13 protein-coding genes are annotated in these 23,398 nt (G+C 36.8%); 10 read left to right on the forward strand and 3 right to left on the reverse strand.

What is annotated here, in order from left to right; translation table 11 throughout:
* Positions 1-749: 749 nt before the first annotated feature.
* The 3 genes from NK356_RS21800 to NK356_RS21810 all read right to left on the reverse strand — a co-directional run bounded on the left by NK356_RS21800 (position 750) and on the right by NK356_RS21810 (position 7,121).
* On the reverse strand, positions 750-2,576 hold the full coding sequence (locus NK356_RS21800; protein ID WP_253318055.1) for an alkaline phosphatase: 1,827 nt from the start codon (positions 2,574-2,576) through the stop codon (positions 750-752).
* Between the two features lie 123 nt (positions 2,577-2,699).
* The gene (locus tag NK356_RS21805) at positions 2,700-4,208 is read right to left on the reverse strand and encodes a RagB/SusD family nutrient uptake outer membrane protein (RefSeq protein ID WP_253318056.1); all 1,509 of its coding nucleotides are present in this window, start codon (positions 4,206-4,208) and stop codon (positions 2,700-2,702) included.
* A gap of 24 nt (positions 4,209-4,232) precedes the next feature.
* The gene (locus NK356_RS21810) at positions 4,233-7,121 is read right to left on the reverse strand and encodes a TonB-dependent receptor (protein ID WP_253318057.1); all 2,889 of its coding nucleotides are present in this window, start codon (positions 7,119-7,121) and stop codon (positions 4,233-4,235) included.
* A 396-nt stretch (positions 7,122-7,517) separates the two neighbouring features.
* On the opposite strand from NK356_RS21810, the gene NK356_RS21815 reads away from it, so the two are divergent.
* The 10 genes from NK356_RS21815 (at position 7,518) to NK356_RS21860 (ending at position 23,014) form a co-directional block, all read left to right on the forward strand.
* Positions 7,518-8,306: an SDR family oxidoreductase gene (locus NK356_RS21815; protein ID WP_253318058.1), complete on the forward strand. Its 789-nt coding sequence runs from the start codon at positions 7,518-7,520 to the stop codon at positions 8,304-8,306.
* A 149-nt stretch (positions 8,307-8,455) separates the two neighbouring features.
* Positions 8,456-10,060, forward strand: a complete 1,605-nt coding sequence (locus NK356_RS21820; RefSeq protein WP_253318059.1) for an autotransporter assembly complex family protein — start codon at positions 8,456-8,458, stop codon at positions 10,058-10,060.
* A gap of 325 nt (positions 10,061-10,385) precedes the next feature.
* Positions 10,386-13,526, forward strand: a complete 3,141-nt coding sequence (locus NK356_RS21825; RefSeq protein ID WP_034692871.1) for a SusC/RagA family TonB-linked outer membrane protein — start codon at positions 10,386-10,388, stop codon at positions 13,524-13,526.
* Between the two features lie 20 nt (positions 13,527-13,546).
* The gene (locus NK356_RS21830; protein ID WP_253318060.1) at positions 13,547-15,067 is read left to right on the forward strand and encodes a SusD/RagB family nutrient-binding outer membrane lipoprotein; all 1,521 of its coding nucleotides are present in this window, start codon (positions 13,547-13,549) and stop codon (positions 15,065-15,067) included.
* Positions 15,068-15,149: 82 nt separating this feature from the next.
* The gene (locus NK356_RS21835) at positions 15,150-17,495 is read left to right on the forward strand and encodes a phosphocholine-specific phospholipase C (RefSeq protein ID WP_253318061.1); all 2,346 of its coding nucleotides are present in this window, start codon (positions 15,150-15,152) and stop codon (positions 17,493-17,495) included.
* A 188-nt stretch (positions 17,496-17,683) separates the two neighbouring features.
* Positions 17,684-18,262 (forward strand): hypothetical protein, encoded by a 579-nt coding sequence (locus NK356_RS21840; protein WP_034692867.1) that lies wholly within the window; start codon positions 17,684-17,686, stop codon positions 18,260-18,262.
* Between the two features lie 104 nt (positions 18,263-18,366).
* On the forward strand, positions 18,367-19,167 hold the full coding sequence (locus tag NK356_RS21845; protein ID WP_034692866.1) for a DUF3324 domain-containing protein: 801 nt from the start codon (positions 18,367-18,369) through the stop codon (positions 19,165-19,167).
* A complete protein-coding gene (locus tag NK356_RS21850; protein WP_253318062.1) occupies positions 19,160-21,913 on the forward strand; it encodes a hypothetical protein in 2,754 nt (917 codons plus the stop codon). Before NK356_RS21845 ends, NK356_RS21850 begins: the two co-directional genes overlap by 8 nt.
* Positions 21,910-22,443 carry a hypothetical protein gene (locus NK356_RS21855; RefSeq protein WP_034692862.1) on the forward strand — a complete coding sequence of 178 codons (534 nt, stop codon included), beginning with the start codon at positions 21,910-21,912 and terminating at the stop codon, positions 22,441-22,443. Before NK356_RS21850 ends, NK356_RS21855 begins: the two co-directional genes overlap by 4 nt.
* Before the next feature lie 7 nt (positions 22,444-22,450).
* Complete coding sequence (locus NK356_RS21860; protein ID WP_253318063.1) at positions 22,451-23,014, forward strand: hypothetical protein; 564 nt, start codon at positions 22,451-22,453, stop codon at positions 23,012-23,014.
* Positions 23,015-23,398 lie beyond the last annotated feature (384 nt).

Consider the following 23,398-nt stretch of genomic DNA (forward strand, 5'->3'; position numbering starts at 1 on the left):
AACGGACTCCCTTCGGCTAAGCTCAGGATTATAGTGCGTTCCTATTGAATTAATCAGATCAATTATTTATATAATATATGGATTGATACTGTTAGATTTTACCACAGATTGCACAGATTTGCACAGATGTTTGCGCATATTCTTTTTTGCTGAGTGAAACGCCCTTACGAATGATTTTAAAGCTATTCATAGAACCTTTGCTAGCATTGCGTGATAATGTGTAGGTTTGGGCTGAAGCCAATTGTCTCACATGTTTTATTCAAACGGACTCCCTTCGGCTAAGCTCAGGATTATAGTGCGTTCCTATTGAATTAATCAGATCAATTATTTATATAATATGTGGATTGATAATGTTAGATTTTCCCACAGATTGCACAGATTTGCACAGATGTTTGCGCATATTCTTTTTTGCTGAGTGAACTGCCGTTGCGAACGATTTTAAAGACATGAATTAAAGCTTTGTGAGCATTGTGTGATAATGTGTAGGTTTTGGCTGAAGCCAATTGAATTACATGTTTTATTCAAACGGACTCCCTTCGGCTAAGCTCAGGATTATAGTCCGTTCCTATTGAATTAATCAGATCAATTATTTATATAATATATGGAGTGATACCGTTAGATTTTCCCACAGATTGCACAGAATAATTATAGGCATCTGCTTACTATTTAAAAACTTTAAATTCATAAAAAAAGACTGCTTCAAAAATGAAACAATCTCTCTTTGTAAAAGTAAAAGTATAAATTAAAAGCTATTTCTTAATTCCGTAAGCAGCCAGTATTTTGTTGAAAATCTCCGTATTTTCGAACAACCCTGTGAATTCTTTTGAATTGGGCCCGTAAGCAAAAACACTTGACGGAATAGAGGTATGATCATTCGTACTGAAGTTTCCAAATATCCAGCCATCTTTCAAACTGCCATCCAAAAGGGTTAATCCTCCGGTTTCATGGTCACCCACCACAATCACTAAGGTTTCTTTATTTTCATCAGCAAATTTCATGGCTTTTCCTACCACATGGTCGAAATCCAGTAATTCTGTAACCAGTTGCTCAATATTGTTGCTATGGCCGCCTCCATCAGTCTGGGAAGCTTCAATCATCATGAAGAATCCGTTTTTATTATTCTTTAAATCATTTAAAGTAAGATCAAAAGCATCTGCCAGCCAGTTTCCTCTTCCATTGGTGATTCTTTGTGAAGCCAAAGGATCAATAACCAATGTACGGTTATTAATTTTCGTTACTGATTTCAAATCGTGATACAAATCTATTTTCGCTTCTTTGAATTTCTGTAGGTTATCCTGAGACAATCCGCTTGTAGGACCTCCAATCAGTATTTTTGTTTTTGAAGCAGCAAAATCTTTTAAAATAGGCTCTGAACTGTTTCTGTTATCCGAATGAGCATAGAAATCTGCAGGAGTAGCATCCGTAACATCGCCTGTGGAAATCAAGCCGGAAGTCATTCCTTTTTCAGCAATGATATCAGGAATTTGTGCTAATGCTTTCCCCATATGATCTACTCCTACAAAAGTATTTTTAGTCTTTACACCGGTTGCAAAAGCTGTAGAACCTGGTGCAGAATCTGTAATGTAGGCGTTGGATGAATTGGTTTTGGAAAGCCCTGTGGATTTCATATTGAAAACATTCAGTTTTCCTTTGTTCGCTGTAAAGGCTGCATAATATTGTGGTAAAGAAGTTCCGTCCGGAATAAGGAGGATGATATTCTTTACCTTTTTCTCCACACCGTCTGATTGATAAGTTGGAGTATAAGTGGCATATTCCTTTGTATTCTTATAAAAGTTTTTCGGAATCGTGTTCATAAATTTTTTTAGATCCGGAATATGATCAGTGTTGATATAATCTACTCCTAAATCCATCAGATTTACCCAGGCATTCGGGAAATCCGGAGCTCCATAAAAACGAACAGGTTTCTGCTGAGCATGGGCTTTGTCTACAGCAGTTTTGATTTTTTGTGTTTCTTCATCCCTTGGAATTCCTTTTCCGTTCCATTTTACCAGTCCCGGAAGATCTGCACTGAACATTCCTACTCTTTTCAACTGATCTGCAGAATAGGTTTTATCAAGATCTCCATCAAAATAAAGATAACTTGGATAATTTTTAAAATCTGCAGGCTGAGGTCTTCCTCCGGTAATGACAATTTTAATTCCGGAATTTCCGGTAATCTCCGGATACTTTTCCAGCGTACTCACCAAAGCTGCCAGTGAAGTTTTATAGTCTTGTTTTATATCAATCAGTAATTGAAGTTTCTTACCTCCATCAGGATAAATATTCCCTTTGTTGAGTTTAATCTGTTTAGAAATATTATCGAGGTAAAGATTTTCCAATGTTCTGTCTGCAGAAAGTTCCTTTTCGGTATGCGCTACCCAAAGCTTTCCTTTTACCAGAAAAACATCTGCCTCGATAGAACCAAAGTTAGCATAATAAGCCTGCCAGAAAGGGATCTCCTGCATGTAATCATTATGAGAATGTGCATTCCCTACATTATAATTCAAATAATTCTGTGCCTGATTTTCAGAAAAAACAGCAAGGGCTAATACAGCCCATATTTTTGATAGTTTCATTCGTATATCGTTATTATTTTATAGGTCAGATGAAACGACCTATCTCCATACCTTTGAAAAAACTATATCACCACAGAAGGTTCTGTAATGATATAGTGACTTATATATAAAAAGATTAAAATTTTACCAGCCCTCATTCTGTTTAATGATCCCGTGACTGTTTACGATTTCAGCCTGTGGAACTGCCCAAACATTATGTACAGCTGGATTAAAGTTTCTTGCTGCCCAGACTACCTGTCCATTGATACCGTGCAGAGGCTTCGCATACGCTGCCTGCGCATCTCCCCAACGTACAAGGTCTCTGTGTCTGTCTGCCCATTCACCCGCCAGTTCACAACGTCTTTCATGTTTCAGATCAGCCAGTGTACATCCGTTTTTCGCAGGTAAGCCTGCACGTACTCTGATCATATTGATTTCCTGGTCTGCAGATTTCCCTTGCATCAATGAAGCTTCTGCTTTGATCAAGATCACCTCAGCATAACGCATAATCGGAACGGCAAGGTCTGTACACGGATAATCTCCGTTGGCACTCACGTGACCACTTTTCAGCTCATATTTGAAGGCATCCATATATTTATTGAACTGATATCCGGTAAGGGAATTGGTAGAAGCGTATGTTCTTTCTTTTCCGTTAAAGGTAAATTTGTCTCCTATTTTAAGAATGGTAGCACTTCTTCTAAGGTCTCCGGTTTCATATTCATCAAACAACTCCTTAGTCGGTTGGAAGTATCCCCATCCGTTATATTCTCCCCATCCTTTGTTTTCAAGCATTACTCCCGGAAGAATACTTCCCCAGGCTGTAAACTTTGTAGTTCCAGGGATTGACCAGATATATTCTGAGCTGTAGTTATTTTCGGATTTAAAAACATCTGCGAAATTACCTAATAAGGCTCTGTTTCCTTTGGTCATTACTTCATTAGCCCAGAATTCTGCATTTTTCCAGTCTTTCATAAACAGATATACTTTTGCTAGCAATGCCCAAGCTGCCGCTTTATGAGGTCTTCCGTAATCCTTTGCAGGAAGTTCTGCCTGTGTAGGTAATAATTCGGCAGCTCTTTTCAGGTCGTTTACAATGTAAGTATAGTTTTCCATAACGTTAGCCGCTCTTGGAATCGGGTTCGGATCCGGATCTTTTGAACGGTCTATAATCGGAACTCCGGCTTTTTCATTTCCGTAAGAGTAAGCCAGTTCAAAATACATTCTGCTGCTCATGAACAAAGCTTCACCAAGATATTTATTTTTAGTAGCCTGTGAAGTCTGAATATTATCAACATTACGGATCACACGGTTAGCTACTCCAATGACGTTGTATCTTTTGTTCCACTGAGTTTCAAGATCACCTGCCGCAATATAATTACTGCTGAAGTTTTTGGCATTATCGGCCTCACTTTTCGCTCTTCCGGTTACCATATCATCACTGGCATTGATAAACCAGAACAGTCCTCTTCCATAAAACTCTCCATCGAATAAAGGCTTATACATTGCATTGGCTCCAGTAACCAGATCGTTTTCAGTTTTCCAGAAACTGGCTTCTGTAGGGGTTCCTTCCGGCTGAACATCCAGTTCTCCTGTACATGACAGAATCATTACGGATATTCCTGATATTAAAAATATTTTATTGAAAAATTTCATTTTTTTACTTTTTGTTGGTTAAAATTATAATCCGATCTCTACTCCAAAAATAAATGAGCGTGCCTGAGGATATCTTCCTGTATCTACACCATAAGAATTCATCCCTACTTCAGGATCAAATCCTGTATATTTCGTAATCGTAAACAAGTTGTTGGAAGTCATATAGATTCTCACTTTATTTACATCCAGTTTTCTGTACAATTCTTTTGGTAATGAGTAACCAATGGTAAGGTTCTTCAGTCTCAAATACGATCCGTCTTCCACATAGAAATCCGATACTTTGGAATAATTACCACTTGGATCACCGTGTACCAGTCTAGGAATATCGGTATTGGTATTCTGAGGCGTCCATGCATTCAGGATATCTCTGTCCATATTATAATTCTGTCCTGTTCCACCCGGGTTCAAAGAAATGAACTTCATTCCATTGAATATTTTATTTCCGTAAACTCCCTGGAAGAATAAATTCAGGTCAAAGTTTTTCCAGGTCATGTTGTATGAGAATCCGTAAGAGAATTTAGGATATGGGCTTCCAAGATTTACAAAATCATTATTATTAAGCACTCCTGTATTTCCTTCTTTTTTCAGGAATTTAATATCTCCCGGTTTAGCATTCGGCTGGATAAGATTTCCGTTGGCATCTTTATAATTGTTGATTTCTTCCTGAGTCTGGAAAATTCCGCCAGTTTTATAACCATAAAAAGAATATAGAGGATCACCTACTTTCACACGGGTTGGTTTCAATACCCCTCTTACTCCGTTATCATTGATAAAGATCTCATCTACATTGGCAAGCTGCTTCACCGTATTTTTTAGTTGACTCATCGTAGCTCCCACTGAGAACGTAAAATCATCTGAAATCACTTTGTTATAATTGATTCCTAATTCAAATCCTTTATCCTGAAATAATCCTGCATTCACATACTGATTATTATACGTTGCCGTACTTGGCAAGCTTACATTGAAGATCTGATCTTTGGAGTTCTTTACGAAATAATCAAACTGCAAGGAAAGGCTGTTGTGAAGGAATGAAGCATCCACTCCAAAGTTGGTCTGTTCAGATTTCCCCCACTTCAGATCCGGATTCGGTCGTGTGGTTGCATAGTAAGCAATATTCTGAGAAGGATCCTGCCCGAAAATGATGTTATTATCTCTGGTCATCAACGGATTTACCGCTTGTGGTGAAATTCCTCCAAGGTTACCCAGAATACCGTAACTTCCTCTCAGCTTTAAGCTTGAAAGCCATGAAATATCCTGCATGAAATTTTCTTTCGAAACTACCCAAGCACCGGAAACCGCATAATAATTAGCAAATCTGTTTTGTTTCGCTACCAGTGAAGAACCGTCTCGCCTTCCCAATAAACTTACAATATATTTCCCAGCATAGTCATAGTTTACTCTCGCCAGATAAGAAACCAAAGATTGTTTGAATCTGTAACTGGAAACATCTTTATTGGTATCCGCTGCATTCTGAAGGTGTTGGAAAACCTCAGCCTCACTTCTGAAGTCATAAGATTTTGCCACAAAACCATCATCAATTGTTTTCTGGAAAGTAAAACCTCCAAGAAAATCAAAATTATGCTGTCCTGCTGAAATTTTATAAGTCAGCAACTGTTCTGCCAGTGCTGTGGAAGAATTGTTGGATTGGTATTCCAAATTATTGGTATCAAAAATTTTCCCTACTTCCAAAACTCTGTAGGTGAAGTTCTTTATATCTCCCAGTTTAAAAGTCTGTGAAAAGTTGGAACGGAATTTTAAATTCTTTGCCAGCGTAATTTCAGCATAAGGATTGATTAAAATCTCGTGGGTAGGGTTTCTGATACTGATTCTTTTAAGATAAGCTACCGGATTGATCATATCTCCATATCCTCCTGCCACATCAATCGGGAGTCCTGAAAATGCACCACTCGGTGTATACACTGGCACATTTGGCGGATAATACATGGCAGCAACCAAAGCTCCTGTATATCCACTCTTTGTATCTGCTGTGTTCCCATCCGAGTAATTATAATACATATTTTCTCCGATCGTCAGCCAGTCTTTTACTTTATGTTCAGAATTGACTCTGAAATTGTATCGCTTTGCCTGCGTATTTAATAAGATTCCTTCCAGATTTCTGTGGTTCATTCCCACAAAATATCTGGATTTATCACTTCCGCCGCTTAGGTTTATATTGTATTCCTGAATGGTACCTGTTCTGAAGATTTCTTTCATCCAGTCTGTTCTGGTAATTCTCCCGTCCGGATATTGGTTAGGATTAAAAGCTATTGGTAAGCTTCCCAGTTTCCCGGCATTTTCGTAGGCCTTGTACATCACGTCCTGAAATTCTGCTGCATTCAGAGATTCCTTCAGCCTCCATGCCTGGTTTACTCCGTATTTAACATCAAAATCTACAGTAAGATTTCCTTTTTTCCCTTTTTTTGTGGTAATAAGAATAACTCCTCCGGAAGATCTTGCACCGTAAATGGCTGCAGAAGCATCTTTAAGTACAGAAATATCCTGAATATCGTTGGGATTAATAGACGGTGTTCCGTTGAAAACAACACCATCTACAACATAAAGAGGAGTTTCTCCATTGATTCCTCCCAAACCACGAATATTCACCTTAGGTGCTCCGTTAGGATCTCCACCTTCATTCACTACAGTTACTCCGGGAGCTTTACCCTGAAGCACTTCTCCTACTCCGGACAAAGATCTCGAAGTAAGCTTATCCAGTGAAGCCTCCGAAACAGCCCCGGAAACTTTACTTTTTTTCTGTGTTCCGTATCCAACCACAACAATCTCGTCGATGGATTTTTCTTTTAAGCTGTCTTTTTTCTGAGCGAGGAACATCGGTGAAGCTGATATTGCACCAATAAGTAATACCCTTCCCGTTAAATACGTTACGGAGACAGGGATTTTAAATACATTCATGATATCCTTTTTGATTAGGTGCAAAATTAGAACAGCCTGCTCCCACCACTCATTAAGGTTTTCTTATGTTTTTATTAAGAAATTTTAGCTTTTTTAAGATAGTAAATACGATAAAACAAAACTAAATAATTGTATTTCAACAACATAAGTAATTAAAAATAATCATTCTGTTAATATTCTATATATAACTCAGATTAACTTTATTTTAAGTTTACCATCAATAAGGGACAATAGATCAAGAAATTATTAAAAATTATTTCAGGAATAATAAATAACTGAGTTCATTTTTCTTTTTTTACATTTGCTGAAAATAGATTTTACTTTTGAATACAGACCTTAAAAACATTCGGATTTGTATTAGAAGAAAAATAAAACATTTAAAATCATACGAATTCAATGACCATCATTATAACAGGAACCTCATCAGGAATCGGGTTTGCATTAGCCGAATATTTTGGTAAAAAAGGATATAAAGTATATGGATTAAGCAGAAAGCATACAGAAAGCCAGTACTTCAAATCTATCCCCACTGATGTGACCGATAACACCGCTGTTCACAATGCCATCGCTGAGGTTTTAAAAACAGAAACTAAAATTGATGTTCTGATCAATAATGCCGGAATGGGAATGGTAGGTGCCGTTGAAGATTCTACCAAAGAAGATATTCTGAAACTTTTCAGCCTGAATCTTGCCGGACCTGTTCAAATGATGAGCGCCGTTCTTCCGAATATGCGTGAGCACAAATTCGGAAAAATAATTAATGTTTCCAGTATCGGAAGTGAAATGGGACTGCCTTTCCGTGGATTTTACTCCGCATCAAAATCAGCATTGGATAAAGTAACGGAAGCGATGAGGTATGAAGTATACCCGTGGAATATTGATGTATGCTCCCTGCATTTGGGGGATATTAAAACCAATATTGCAGACAACAGAGTGATAGCACAGGTTTCCCAACCTTATAAAAATGTTTTTGACAAAGTGTATGCGCTGATGAATTCTCACGTAAATGACGGAACAGAGCCTTTGGAAGTAGCAGAATATATTGAAAAACTTTTAGCAAAAAATAAATGGAAAGCTCATTATTATTTTGGTAAATTCGGGCAGAAAATAGGAGTTCCTTTGAAATGGATTCTTCCACAGGGAACTTATGAGAATTTGATGAAAAAATATAATAAACTGGATTAGTTTCAGTTGTATAAAAAGCTATTTGATAATAAAATTTTAAACCATTAAGAAGAATTAAGTTGTAAAGGATTATTAAGATAAGCTTCGCTTTAAGTTTTATCATAATTACGCTTAATTTTATCACTTGTCTGGTGTAGATACATTTGGGATTGAAACTGTTTCTGAAAATATTTTTTGTACTGTTCTGCGTTTTCACACAAGCGCAGAAAAAGCAGTATTGGCTTATTGACACAGAAACTAAAGTCAGAAAAAAAGTAAAAGATTCTACTTCTGCCGTAAAATTTCTGGATTCATTAGCTCAAAGTAATTATTTCTTCACGAAACTGAAAGACGTAAAAGTAAAAGGTGACAGCACAGAAATTTTCTATGATAAAGGAAAAAATTTCAATGAAACTTATGTAAACCTTACAGATTCTTTGGTTCAAAAATTAAAAATTCAGAAAGATTTTTTTACTAAAAATTTAGACTCCACCAAGAAAAGTATCAACAAAACCTATATTGATGAAGGGTATTCTTTCAGTAGAATCAAATCTAAATACAAAGGGCAGAAAAATGGTTATCCGATTGTAGAACTTGACATCAACAAGAATGATAAAAGAACGATCAATGGGTTTGTGGTAAAAGGATACGAAAAAGTTCCCAAAAGATTCATCAAAAACCTGGAAAAGGAGTTCAAAGGCAAAAACTATGATGACAAAAACCTTTTAGCCATCAACAAAAACTTTCAGAGTCATCCTTTTCTAACCCTTGAACGGCAGCCACAAACTTTATTTACGAAAGATTCTACCAGTATTTACCTGTTTCTGGAAAAGAAAAAGACAAATACTTTCGATGGGGTCATTGGTTTCGGAAATGACAAAAGCTCAAAGTTTACGTTAAACGGAACCATGAATGTCAATTTCAGGAATATGTTCAATGGTTTTGAAACGGTCAATTTGTACTGGCAGAGAAACCCGGATAAGGGACAGAATTTCGATCTTCGGGTGGACATTCCGTACCTGTTCAAATCGAATATCGGGATGGATACGAAAGTAAATATCTACAGACAAGACTCAACGTTTGCCAATGTAAAATTCCTTCCTGCCTTTTATTACCATATCAATAACCGAAATAAAATCGGTTTGAGAGCGACTCTGGAAACCTCTACTATTATTGATACGTTATACGTTCAGGGAAAAGATTATAACAAAAAAGGGATCGGGATATGGTATGAAATGACAGAACCCACTGATATTGATCTTTTTCTTTACAAAACAAGGATCAATGCCGGATATGATTTCTTAACAACTACCTATTCTAAAGATAATATTAAAGCCAATCAAAATCAGTTTTATTTCTTTGGAGAGCACAATTACCACATTTCCAGAAACCATTTCCTGAACATCAAAGCAGAGGGTGCCATGATGGATTCTAAAATAGAGTTTTCCGCCAATGAATTATACCGTTTCGGAGGTTGGAATTCTATGCGGGGATTCAATGAAAACTCTCTCGCCGCCGACTTTTATTATTATGGAAGTCTGGAATATCGGTATCTGATCGGCAACCAGGCCTTCTTTGACGTCTTTGGACAATACGGACAGCTTAATAATAAATCTTTAAATGTAAAGCCCAAACTCTACAGTGTCGGGCTCGGTTTCAACTTCTTCATTCCTATCGGTCTGATGAGCTTCCAGCTGTCTAATGGTAATGAGTTTGGAAATCCGTTTAAGTTTAATGATATTAAAATCCACTGGGGAATTCTGAGTAGGTTTTAGAAATAGAAAGGAAGGGGGAAGCTGGAGGCTGGAAGTTATCGAAGTCCTGGCTTCACAATCTGTTACTTTCATAAGACGGAAGTTTTTTTCAAAAATTTATTACTGAGGATTTCAAGAAGTAGACACCACCACAATAACCTCCAACATCCCTCTCCCAGCTTCCTATCTATATTTATATAATAAAGCAAAAGTCCCTATACAAAGGACATTTTTCATTTTACTTATTTATTAATTCTTATTGTTAAAAAATATTAAATCGTATTTTTATTTTAATACATCATTAAAGTACTGGTAACAGTGCACTGCTAAATTTGCCTTCAAAAAAATGAAGAAAACTCTAGCCACTTTTGCCGTTTTTTTACTTCCTCTTTATTTTTCTGCTCAGGAAATCAATATTTCAGGAAATGTAAAATCAGAAAACGGTTCTAGTGTTTCCGGTGTGAACATCACCGACAAAAACACAGGAAAGACTGCTACTACAGATGAAAATGGTAATTTCACTATTTCTGCAAACCCCAAAGACATTCTTGAATTTTTTGCTCCTGATTTTTCTGTTTATACCGTTGAGGTTTCTTCCAAAAAACAGTATTCTGTTGTTTTAAAAAAGCCAAACGAAAAGCAGATTGAAGGCGTTGTAATTACCGCTTTAGGTATTGCCAAGAAAAAAGAAAAGATTGGTTATTCTACTCAGGAAGTGGGAACAAAACAATTTGAAACCATTACTACTCCAAGTATTGGAAATTTATTCTCCGGACAGGTAGCCGGATTGAATGTTTCCAATCCGACGGGGATGCAACAGGCTCCACAGTTTACGCTGAGAGGAAACTCCAATCTGGTTTTTGTTATTGATGGTGTGATTGTGGAAAAAGAGGTTTTCCAGAATTTAGATCCCAACAATATTGAAAACATCAACGTGTTGAAGGGAGCTACCGCTTCTGCTCTATATGGTTCAAGAGGTCGTTACGGAGCTGTCTTAATCACCACAAAAAATGCTAAGAAGAAAGGATTCTCAGTAGAATTTTCTCAGAATACCATGATTACAGCAGGGTTTACCAACCTTCCCAAAACCCAGACTGAATATGGAAATGGTTCACACGGAAAATATGAATTCTGGGACGGAGCTGACGGCGGAGTGAATGATGGAGATATGATCTGGGGACCAAAATTTGTTCCCGGTTTACAGATTGCCCAATGGAATAGCCCGATCAGAGATAAAGTAACAGGTCAGGTAGTTCCGTGGTATGGAGCAGTAACAGGAACTCAGTATGATGATAAATCAAGATATGAAAGAGTTCCGATTGACTGGAAATACCATGATAACTTAAGTACTTTTTTAAAGCCCGCAGTAATCAACAATAATAACTTTGCGATCAGCTATAGAAATAACAAAGATGTATACAGGTTCTCCGGAAACTTCATGAATTATGATGACAGGGTTCCCAATTCTTATCTTCAGAAATACGGGATCAACTTCTCTTCTGAAAACCATCTAGGAGATAAATTAACCTTCGATACAAAATTCAACTTCAACCAGGCGTTTACTCCTAATATCCCCAACTACGATTATAATCCAAGTGGACACATGTACACCATTCTGATCTGGATGGGAGGCGATGTAGATGGAAAAGCATTGAAAAATCATATGTGGATTCCTGGAAAAGAAGGAAGAGCACAAGCCAACTGGAACTATGCATGGTACAACAATCCATGGTTTGGAGCAGAATATTACAAGAATCAGAACAGAACCAATATTATCAATGCTCAGACAGGTCTAGAGTATAAAGCTACACAGGATCTATCGGTAAAAGGGAAAATATCTCTTGTAGAAAACCATAGCAAAACGGAAATTCTGAGTCCTTATTCCTATTTCAATTATGATGCTCCAAGAAGTGGCGGTTATATTTTGAAAGATAATAAAACATGGAATCTCAACTACGATGTTCTGGCGACTTATAAGAAAAAAATATCTGAAAACTTTGATTTTACAATCAATGCAGGAGGTTCTGCTTTCTATTATAAAAATAACAATAATGAAAGGTCTACGGATGGATTAAAAATTCCTGAAGTGTACACCTTCGAAAACTCTATCGGAGCGCTTAAAAATTATACCTATTTGAAGGAAAAATTAATTTACAGTGCTTATTCAACAATTGATATCGGATTGTATAATGCTTTTTTCATCAATGTTTCTGGACGTAACGACTGGTCTTCCACACTACCAAAAGCCAACAGATCATACTTCTACCCTTCTGCTTCCATCAGTGCCGTTATTTCCAACCTGGTAAAAATGCCTGAGTCTATTAATATGTTGAAACTTTCTGCTTCATGGGCGAAAGTAGCGTATGATTTCCAGCCTTATTCCATCAGAAATTATTATCTGAACAATGAGGGAATCACATTCAATGGAAATCCTACTTATTATTATCCAATGACTTTGAACGTAGAAAACTCTTTGAAGCCGGAACAGACAAAATCTTATGAATTAGGGTTAAGCGCAGGTTTCCTGAATAACAGAATTACTTTCGATGCTACTTATTTCAGAACATTGGATTATAATAATATTCTTCAGTTCCCTGCTGCTGAATCATCTGGTTTCACTTCACAATATGTAAACGGAAATGAATATACCACAAAAGGATTTGAAGTTTCCCTTGGTTTAGTTCCGGTAAAAACTTCTGATTTCAGCTGGAAAACATTAATTAACTGGAGTACTTACGAACAAAAGCTAACTTCTATCTACGATAATATGCCGAACTACAGAAATATTAAGTTAGGCGAAAGAATGGATAGCTATTATGACTATACATGGCAAAAGTCTCCGGATGGAAAAGTAATTCTTGATGCGAATACAGGAATGCCGACAAGAGCCAATGCTCCAAGTAACTTAGGACATTTCAATCCGGACTGGACTTTCGGTTTCAATAACACATTCAAATATAAAAAATTCACTTTAAATATCGGAATTGACGGAAGCATCGGTGGTGTCATGAGATCCCAGGTAGTGGAAAAAATGTGGTGGGGAGGAAAACATCCTAATTCTGTAGCGTACAGAGATCTTGAATATGCGAATCCGGGAACGTATTATTTTGTACCGGATGGGGTTAACTACAATCCGGCAACCGGGACCTATACTCCACACACCAAAGCAATCAGCTATCAGGACTGGGCACAGAATTATCCATACCGTGCGAGAGTAACACAGGATGAAAGTGAAGAATTTGCTAACGTTTTCGACAGAACTTTCATTAAGCTGAGATCTGTAGTTCTTGAATATGATTTCTCTTCATTACTCAATCCAAGAGGAATGGTAAAAGGTTTCACCGCCAATATTTCTGCCTACAACCTGGCGATGTGGAAAAAATCAAAGAACCTTTATTCTGATCCGGATTTCCAGACAAAAACGGAAAATGATATTCAGGATCCATCCAGCAGATGGTTTGGAATCGGTTTTAATCTTAAGTTTTAACTAAAAAGTACGTCAAGACAATGAAAAATAATATAAACAAAGTGAAAGGTCAAAATGGTAAAACGGCAAAATGGCTGATGAAATCTCTATTTGCAGCCGGGCTTCTGACATTGGCTTCATGTGAATCCAACCTTGATACCATCAATGAAAACCCTAATGACCAGGCCAGTATAGATCCTAAATATCTTTTGACTTATGTTGAAAAATACACTTTCCAGGTAAATGGAGATAATATGTATGCCTCCAGAATGATGATTGGTACTGATGGCGAAAATTCTTATCAGTATATGAAATGGAATGATACTTCTTTTGAAGTTTATACCAAAGGACTTCTGAACACCGGAAAAATGATGCAGGAAGCTGAAAAAAGAGGAAATAAAAATTATCTGGCTATCGGAAAGTTTTTGAGAGCGTATCATTTCTTCAATATCAGCTTAAAAGTAGGAAGTGCTCCTTATTCTGAGGCAGCAAAGGGTGAATCTGGAATTACCCAGCCTAAATATGATACACAGGAAGCTATCATGTCCGGAATTTTATCAGAATTAAAAGAAGCCAATGATCTTATTAATACCAACGAAAAAATTGAAGGTGACATTGTATACAACGGAGATGCTTTAAAGTGGAAAAAACTAATCAATTCATTCCGTCTGAAAATTCTGATCACTTTATCTAAAAAAGCGACAGTAGGAAATTATAATATCGCTACAGAATTTGCTTCAATTGCAGGAAGCCAATCTCTCATGACTTCCATTGCAGATAATGGTGAACTTAAGTTTGCAGATGCTGCTGACAGCAGATACACGATGTTTAATAATAGTGGATATGGTTCGAGTTTGTATATGGCAGATTATTTTATTAATATGTTCAAAGACAGGCATGATCCACGTTTGTTCACATTTGCAGCACAGACTACCGGAGCAAAAGAAGCAGGAAAAGCCATCACAGATTATACAGGATATAACGGTGGAAATCCTACTTCCCCCTACTCTGATAATGCAGCGCTGATCACTGCAAAAAACATTTCTAAAGTAAACGATCGTTTCTATAAAGATCCTACCAATGAACCTGCGTCTGTATTAAGTTATTCAGAACTTGAGTTTATTCTGGCTGAAGCCACAGCAAGAGGCTGGATTTCCGGATCTGCAAAAACACATTATGACAATGCTATCAAAGCAAGTTTCAATTTTTATCAGACGTATGTAAAAAATCCGGGACAATATTTCTCAGGCTTTGATGTGAACCAATATCTGACAACTCCTTTAGTCGTTTATAATAATACTGATCCATTGCAAACACAACTGGAGAAGATCATGACTCAAAAATACATGACGATGTTCCATCAGGCACAGTGGACTTCTTACTTTGATTATTTAAGAACAGGCTTTCCAAATTATCCTTTAAAAGCAGGAGTTGCAGCTCCTTTCAGGTTCAGATATCCGCAGTCTGAGTATAATTACAACAGCAATAATTTAAAAGCTGCTTTAACGGCTCAATATGGAGGAAATGATAATATCAATTCCAAACCTTGGTGGTTACAATAAAAATCTGATTAACTTTATATCAAACAAAGAAACCGCAGGAAAATCCTATTAACTTGCGGTTTCTTTCTTATTACGATTGAACATGAACAGAAGAGAATTTTTAGAGAAATCAAGTATTTTATTAGCGGGATTAGGAACTTCAGGGGTTCTGCATCCTTCTATTTTAAAAGCTTTAGCCATTGATCCGGCTGCCCAGTCTACATTTTATGATGCAGAGCATGTTGTCATCCTGATGCAGGAAAACCGTTCATTTGATCATGCTTTTGGTGCTCTCAAAGGAGTAAGAGGTTTTTTGGATAAAAGAGCTTTTATAAAACAAGATGGACATTCTGTTTTCTTTCAAAAAAATGATGAAGGAAAATATGCATCTCCCGCCCGTCTGGATTTAAGAAATACAAAATCTACCTGGATGAGCTCATTGCCTCACTCATGGGCAGATCAGCAGAAAGCTTTGAACAAAGGTAAATATGACCAATGGCTTCAGGCGAAAGCTTCGGGAAATAAAGAGTATAAAAATATTCCGCTTACCTTAGGATATTACAACCGTGAAGACCTTCCGTTTTATTATCAGCTGGCAGACGCCTTCACTATATTCGATCAGTATTTCTGTTCATCGCTTACCGGAACTACTCCCAACAGGCTGTTTCTTTGGTCCGGAACATTGAGAGAACAGCAAAACGGAAAAGTAAAGGCCAATGTTGTCAATGAAAATATTGATTATGACAAAGCAAGGCAGGCAAAATGGAAAAGTTTCCCGGAAATATTAGAACAACAAAATGTTTCCTGGAAAATTTATCAGAATGAAATCAGTCTTCCAAAAGGAATGTCCGGAGAGCAGGAAGCCTGGCTGAGTAATTTTACAGATAACCCGATTGAGTGGTTTTCAAAATTTAACGTTAAGTTTTCAAAAGGATATTATCAGAATATTCCCAATATCATCGCTTATCTGAAGCAGGAGATGGAAAAAAATCCTAATCAGAAAGAAAGACTTGAAGCCATGTTGGCGGAAGTACAGGAAGATCAGGTGAAATACCATCCTGATAATTATTCCAAACTTTCAAAAGAAGAAAAAAATCTTCACGAAAAAGCATTTACAACCAATTCCAATAATCCGGATTACTGGAAACTGGAAATCGGAAAGGATGAAAACGGAGAAAGGCTTGTTGTTCCGGAAGGTGATGTATTATTCCAGTTCCGTAAAGATGTGGAAGAGAAAAAACTTCCGTTGGTTTCCTGGCTGGTAGCACCGGAACACTTCTCAGATCATCCTGGATCACCTTGGTATGGAGCATGGTATATTTCTGAAGTTCTGAATATTCTGACCAAAGATCCTGAAACATGGAAAAAAACCATATTTATCATCAATTATGATGAGAATGACGGATATTTTGACCACGTACTACCTTTCGCTCCACCGGTGAACCCAAGCCAGCCCGTAGATATGAACGGAAAAGAAGGGGTGGAATATGTGGATCAATCTCAGGAGTATATGAGCAATCCTTCTTTGAAAAGCTATGAAAAAGTAGAAGGAACAGTGGGATTAGGCTATAGAGTCCCTATGATCATCGCATCACCATGGACGAAAGGAGGCTTCGTAAATTCTGAAGTATCGGATCACACGTCTGTACTGCAGTTTCTGGAAAAATTCATCATGAAAAAGTTTAAAAAGGATGTTCATGTTGACAATATCAGCGACTGGAGAAGAGCAGTATGCGGAGATCTTACCTCTGCTTTCAATTCTTCCAGCGTGAAAGTTCCGAAAATGGATTATCTGAATCAAAAGGATTATGCTACTACCATCAATGCAGCTAAAAATAAACCTGTTCCCAATCTGAAATGGTATTCTGAAGATGAACTTAAAGACAATTTGCTTGACATTCAGGAAAGAGGACTGAAACCCTCCAACCCATTGCCTTATCATTTTCATGTAAACCTGGAAGGAGATCATATAAAAATGGCTAACCTGAAAGAAAATGGAGTTCCTTTGCTTGTTTATGACAGGACTCAATTTGACAGCAATAATTATCATTTTTCATATGCCTTATATTCCAGACAAAATTTATCCCATCCTGTACATTCCGGAGCTTATGATTATGAAATTTTTGGTCCCAATGGCTTTTTCAGGAAATTCCAGGGAAGTATTTCACCAGAAATAGAGATAATTTTTGAGAATATAACAGCAAAAAATCAGGTTGAACTGACTATAAGAAGCAACAAAAAGAAAAATTTTTCCATCAATCTGGAAGATCTGTACACAAAAAATAAAAAAACAATTTCTGTACAAAAACCAGAAGAAAAAATAATTATTGATCTTGATAAATTTAAAGGTTGGTATGATTTGAAAATAACACTAAATGAGCATCTGTGGCACTTTTCAGGGAGAATAGAGACTGGAAAAGTCTCAGTTTCTGATCCGCACTGGGCATAAAAAATGTTGATCAATAGGGATAAAAGCCTGTACAAATTTGTACAGGCTTTTTTTGAATTATTCTGTTAAAGCATCTATTGAATATAATGCATTACATACAGTAAATAATTATTAATATAAAAATTATGATATATTTTTCTCAAACTATTCCGAATTTTATTATATTCACTATACTAATTATCAGCATCATGAAAAAACTAAATTTGACAATTGCAGCGTCTTTATTTGCATTGGCTCTATCCGGGAATCTAAGCGCCCAAGACCTCGCTACAGATAACCATACGGTTACCATTTCTATTCCCGAAGTTGCATTGGTAGATATTGAACCAGCAGCAACCAAAAACATTACCCTTGGATTTACAGCGCCTACTGAAGCCGGAAATCCTATTCTTCCATCTGCGGCCAACACTACGTTGTGGCTTAATTACTCTTCTATTAAATCTGTTGCAGATCCTACCCGTAATATAAGCGTAAAAATGAACGCTCTCATTCCTGGAGTAGATCTTCATGTAACTGCTGCTGCTGCCACCGGAGCCGGAGCTGGTACATTAGGGCTATCCGCAGGTCTATTGACTTTAAATGCTGCCGGCCAGACGATTATTTCAGGTATCGGAAGTGCTTACACAGGAAATGGAGCTAATAACGGTCACAATCTTACCTATGCACTCGCTGCAGGAAGTGGTCCTGGAGGGGTAGCAGCTTACGCCGACTTACAGGCTACTGCTACTGTTGCTGCTACCGTTACTTATACAATATCAGACGATTAGAATTTAATTAAAATTCAATTTCGCCTTTCAAAAATAAGAAGAAGCTGTTAATCAGTTTCTTCCTGGCTTTGTATTATTCATGATTTAACTCCAAACTTTACACAATGATAAAGCGTATCCTTCTTTTGATCACCCTGATTTTGCAGTTCAGCTTTTTACATGCCGGTATTGTGATTCTCAACGGGCTTACGCATTCTTACAAAATAGAAAACGGAAAGGTTTATAAAGGAAAAGTTGCCATTGAAAACACGGGCAGCAATCCTCAAAGTGTAAAAATATTTTTACAGGATTATACCTACCATGCGGACGGAACGATCAATTATACAGCATTACGTACCAATACACGAAGTAACGGAGAGTGGTTGAAACTCAACACCAATCTTGTTACTCTTAAAGGTAAAGAAAAGACTGAGATATTCTATGAAATAACAGTTCCCAATCAGGCAATGGATCCGGGAAGCTATTGGAGTGTGATCATTGTAGAACCGGTAGAAGATATAAAACCAAGTGATGGTAAACCTGGAGTGAGCATCACTTCTATTATACGATACGCCATTCAGGTCATTACAGATTTGGAAACAGAAAAAGCCAAACCGGATCTTAAGTTTGAAAGTATCAAGGTGGAAAAACAGGAAGGAAAACAAACGGCAAAGATAGCAATAGCCAATAATGGTAATCTTTACTGTAAAGCCATAACATCTATTGAAATCTATAACCGCAAAACGGGTGAAAAAGTGGGAACTTATTCAAGTTTAACAATGGGGCTGTTACCCAACACCTCCAAAACATTTTACATTGACATCAGTAAAGTACCCCCCGATAAATACAAAGCAGCTATCATAGCTACCGATGAAGAAGAGAATGCTTTTGCACTCAATGTGGAATTAGAAGTAAAAAATGATTAGAACTTGGACTTTATTTATTATCATATCATTATTCCCGGTATTTATTTTTTCTCAAGAGCAATCCAATAGATTGATCAGTAAAAAAGATAGTTTAATGCCGGGAATGTCTACTTCTATTCCCTTCACTTTAGAAAACAATTCGGCAGAAACCAAAATATACGATATCTCAGTTTCCACATCAAGTTCTTCAATCAATCCTATTTTAGCAAAAGGAGAATTTCAGATTCTTCCTCATGAAACATCAGTTTATCTCGTTCCCCTGCGTATCGGCACAGAAACAGGACAGGGTATCTATACTGTAATACTGAATATTACCGATCGCAATAACGGAATAGCTTTTACAAAAAATACAAAAATCATCGTTTCAGGGAACAGCAATCTTTTAGTTACTGCCTTGAATACTCCTGAATTTGTAAGAGCTGGGGAAACAATCCGTGCGTCTTTTCTTTTAAAAAATAATGGTAATATAACAGAAAGTATTGTTCTAGAAAGTAAAAATGCTATTGTTGATAATGAAACATCATTAGTCCTGGAACCTAATGAGTCAAAAACAATTACTATTCATAAAGTAACAAATCCAGAACTCGCTCAAAATGAATTTCAAAACCTAAATCTTTCGGTACATCCAAAAGGTAATCCAAAAGAAAATCAGGATGTCTATGTGAGTACTCAGGTGATATCAGCAAAACCTTCTGAAAAAGACATTTATCACAGGCTTCCTGTTGCTTTCTCATTATCTTTCATTGGTATGCAGAATATGGGAGTATATAATGATGGTTTTCAGGGAGAAATATATGGTAAGGGAACACTTGATAAAGACAATAAAAATCAGATTGAGTTCAGAGCGGTTACTCACAATCCTATAGAAATCAATACATTTACTCAATATGAAGAATATTTTGTGAATTATAAACGGAACAATTTCTCTATTCATCTGGGTGATAAAACTTACTCTTCTTCCTACCTTACAGAATTTGCAAGATATGGTCGCGGGGCAGAAATCCGATATGATCTCAATAAAGTAAGCTTCGGTGGATTTTATAACCATCCGAGGTTTTTCAGAGATATTAAAGATGAATTTAATTTTTATTCCGCCTTTAAAATCCGAAAAGAGTCCGAAATTTCTGTAGGCTATCTCTACAAAACTCCAAGAAAAGAAGAAATCAGATATAGCGAAGTAAGACTTGATTCAGATGCTCATTTGCCTTATGCCAAAGGAAAATTCAAGGTTTCAAACAATATAACTCTTTCCGGAGAATTGGCGTACAGTACTACACAAAAAACAGATGGAACAGCTTATTTATTACAAGCTGAGGCCGTTTTTAAAAAGTGGAATGGAAATTTAATGTATATGAGAGCCAGCCCTGATTTCGCCGGATATTTTACCAATACCAATACCTTTAATGGTAATATTTTCTACAATCTCACAAAGAAAATAAGTGTCTTTGCCAATTATATGCAGGATGCCAAAAATTTCCAAAGAGATACCCTGTTACTGGCTGCACCCTATAGAAAGTCTTTTCAATATGGTATACAGTACAAATATATACCGAGTGGTTTCATTATCCTTAATAATGGATATCAAACCTATAAAGACCGTTTAGAACCTAAGCAATTTGATTATTATGAGCGTTACTTCAAAGTGAGTATTAATCAGCAGATAGGCGTGTTTCAGGTAAACCTGGATGGACAATTTGGGAAAACAGATAATTATCTGACAGGATTTAGTGGCAATTCAAGTTTTTATTCTGCCAATCTTTCATTTCAAAAGTTCAAAACGTCATTTAACATTTTCGGAAGTTATGCTATCAGCTCAAGATATCAGCTTCAAAATCAGAAAAACCTTTATTACGGAGCCAGAATCTTTAGTCAGTTTTCTGATAAGACCAGCTTAAGTATCTTTTATCAGAACAATTATATGCCTGAGGAATATTTTAAAGACAGAAATCTGTTTGAACTTCTATTTCACCAGCAGTTATTTCCCGGAAATGAACTTGACCTTTCCGGAAGATATTCATTGCAAAGAGGAGAAATCGGAGATAAAGATTTTATATTCTCCATGCGCTATACATGGCGTCCCAATATTCCCGTACAGAAAACGGCGGAATATGTTTCGCTTTCAGGAAATGTAAGTAACCTGGGTATAAAAAAGACGGAAGGAATTAGATTAATGCTCGGAAGTTATTTATCTGTTACGGATAAGGATGGAAATTATATATTTAAAAATATTATTCCAGGTAATTATTTTATTGAAATGGACCGCTCCACTACAGAACTCAATGACATTCCAACTCAAACTTTACCTGCTGCTCTTTCACTGATGAATAAAGAAAATACCTTTAATTTTGGATTAACAACAGCAGCAAATGTTCAGGGACATGTTAAAATTTTAGAAACCGGAGAAAAAGATCAATCGGATTTTGGCCAGGTACAATCTGAAAAAGGAAAGAAGAAAAAGGAAAGTATTGTTGTGGAAGCGACCAATAATGATCAGACTTTCCGCAAGATCTGTTTCATTGGAGAAAACTTTGACTTCACTTATCTTAGGCCTGGAGACTGGACTATTAAAGTCTATCGTAACGGGCTTGATAAACGGTATAAAATTTCAACAGACAAATTTCTGTTTACTTTACAACCTTCGGAAACAAAAAAAATAAGCATCAATGTTGTCAAACAACAGATAGAGATCAAATATCAACAGGAATCCTTGAAAGTAGGATATAATGAAATAAAAAAGAAGAGATGATTCTGATCCGTACCATATTATTAATTGCATTTTGTGTTGTATCCGGTTCAATCTATTCCCAGACCGCAAATACTACTGTCAGTCTTACACTGCCTGTGGTAACTTTAATGGATATTGAGCCAACAGGAAGTATTGTTTTAAATTTTACGCCTCCTACAGAAGCAGGAAATGCTCTTGGAGCACCAACTCCCAATACGTCGAAATGGATCAACTATACTTCAGCTATTGCTACCGGTGGACTTACCAGAAGAATTACGGCCTCAGTAAATAAAGTTATCGCAGGTGTTAATATAAGAGTTCAGGCAGCGGCAGCCTCAGGAGCTGGCGGTGGAACATTGGGAACATCCTCAGGGCAGGTAATTCTTACCACTACTCCTACTACCATCATTAGTGGTATTGGCGGAGCATATACAGGAAACGGAGCGAATAACGGCCATGCCCTCACTATTTCACTTGCCACTAATACTTATGCCAATTTACAGGCTCAGGCCAATACAGCAATCATCATTACCTATACCATCACAGAATAAAATGAAAATGAAAAGTCCCTTTCTCAAAGAACAGTTCTTAAAAAGATATCTTTACATTATTGCTTTAATAATGGGAAGTTATCTCGAAGGGCAAACCATAAGTATTGCCGGCACTAACTGGACTGTGAGTGTCCCTACCATTACAGAGGCAGGAAGTAACTATACCGGAACTTATGATAACCCTGCACAATTAACATTATCCGGTCTTTTGCCTGGGTCTTTTCTTAATCTTCTCTCAGCCTCCGGAGCAAAAATCACCATGCAACTTTCCCCAACTTCATGGAACAGCTCCCTAAAACTATATGCAAAAAGAAGTGGGGGAACAGCAACAATCAATGGTCTTTGTGTCCTTTGTACCTCTTCGATCAATGGAGGTACCGCAAATTTTATAGAAATACCACAAGCAAATGCTGTAATATTATCAACAATAACCTTTAGTGGAGTTTTAGGAGTCAATAACAGTGTAAATTATTCCGGCATCAATGTACAACTTGAAATAGGTGGAGTGTCTGTCACAATTCCCGCAGCATCTTACAGCACACAAATAGTTTTTACGATAGCAGCAAACTAAATATTTAATTAAGAAAACTTGCGATGTGATCAATATAAGAACCGTTTCTTTAGAGAAGCGGTTTTTTTATTTCTTTTGACTTAAAATAACATGGATTCCGGAGCTTAAATACTTTTAATAAACAAAGTATAAGTTTTATATATGATAAGCCAATTATGAGCTTAAAATGATAGAGGGCATAATTTCCGGGGTACGGGGTTCGAGTTACAGAGATTAGACGTCAGAGTTGCAAGTGTAAGCATCACTTCTATTCCCATTGAACCATTCCCTAAGAATCAAGGTTTATGTATGAGAGGTTTAAAGAATTTAAGATGACAAGAAAATGTCTAAGTTTTTTAGCAGTTAGTATCAGCAGTGTCATGCTGAGCGGAGTCGAAGCATCTT

Source organism: Chryseobacterium sp. S0630, assembly GCF_024158915.1.
Classification (GTDB): domain Bacteria; phylum Bacteroidota; class Bacteroidia; order Flavobacteriales; family Weeksellaceae; genus Chryseobacterium.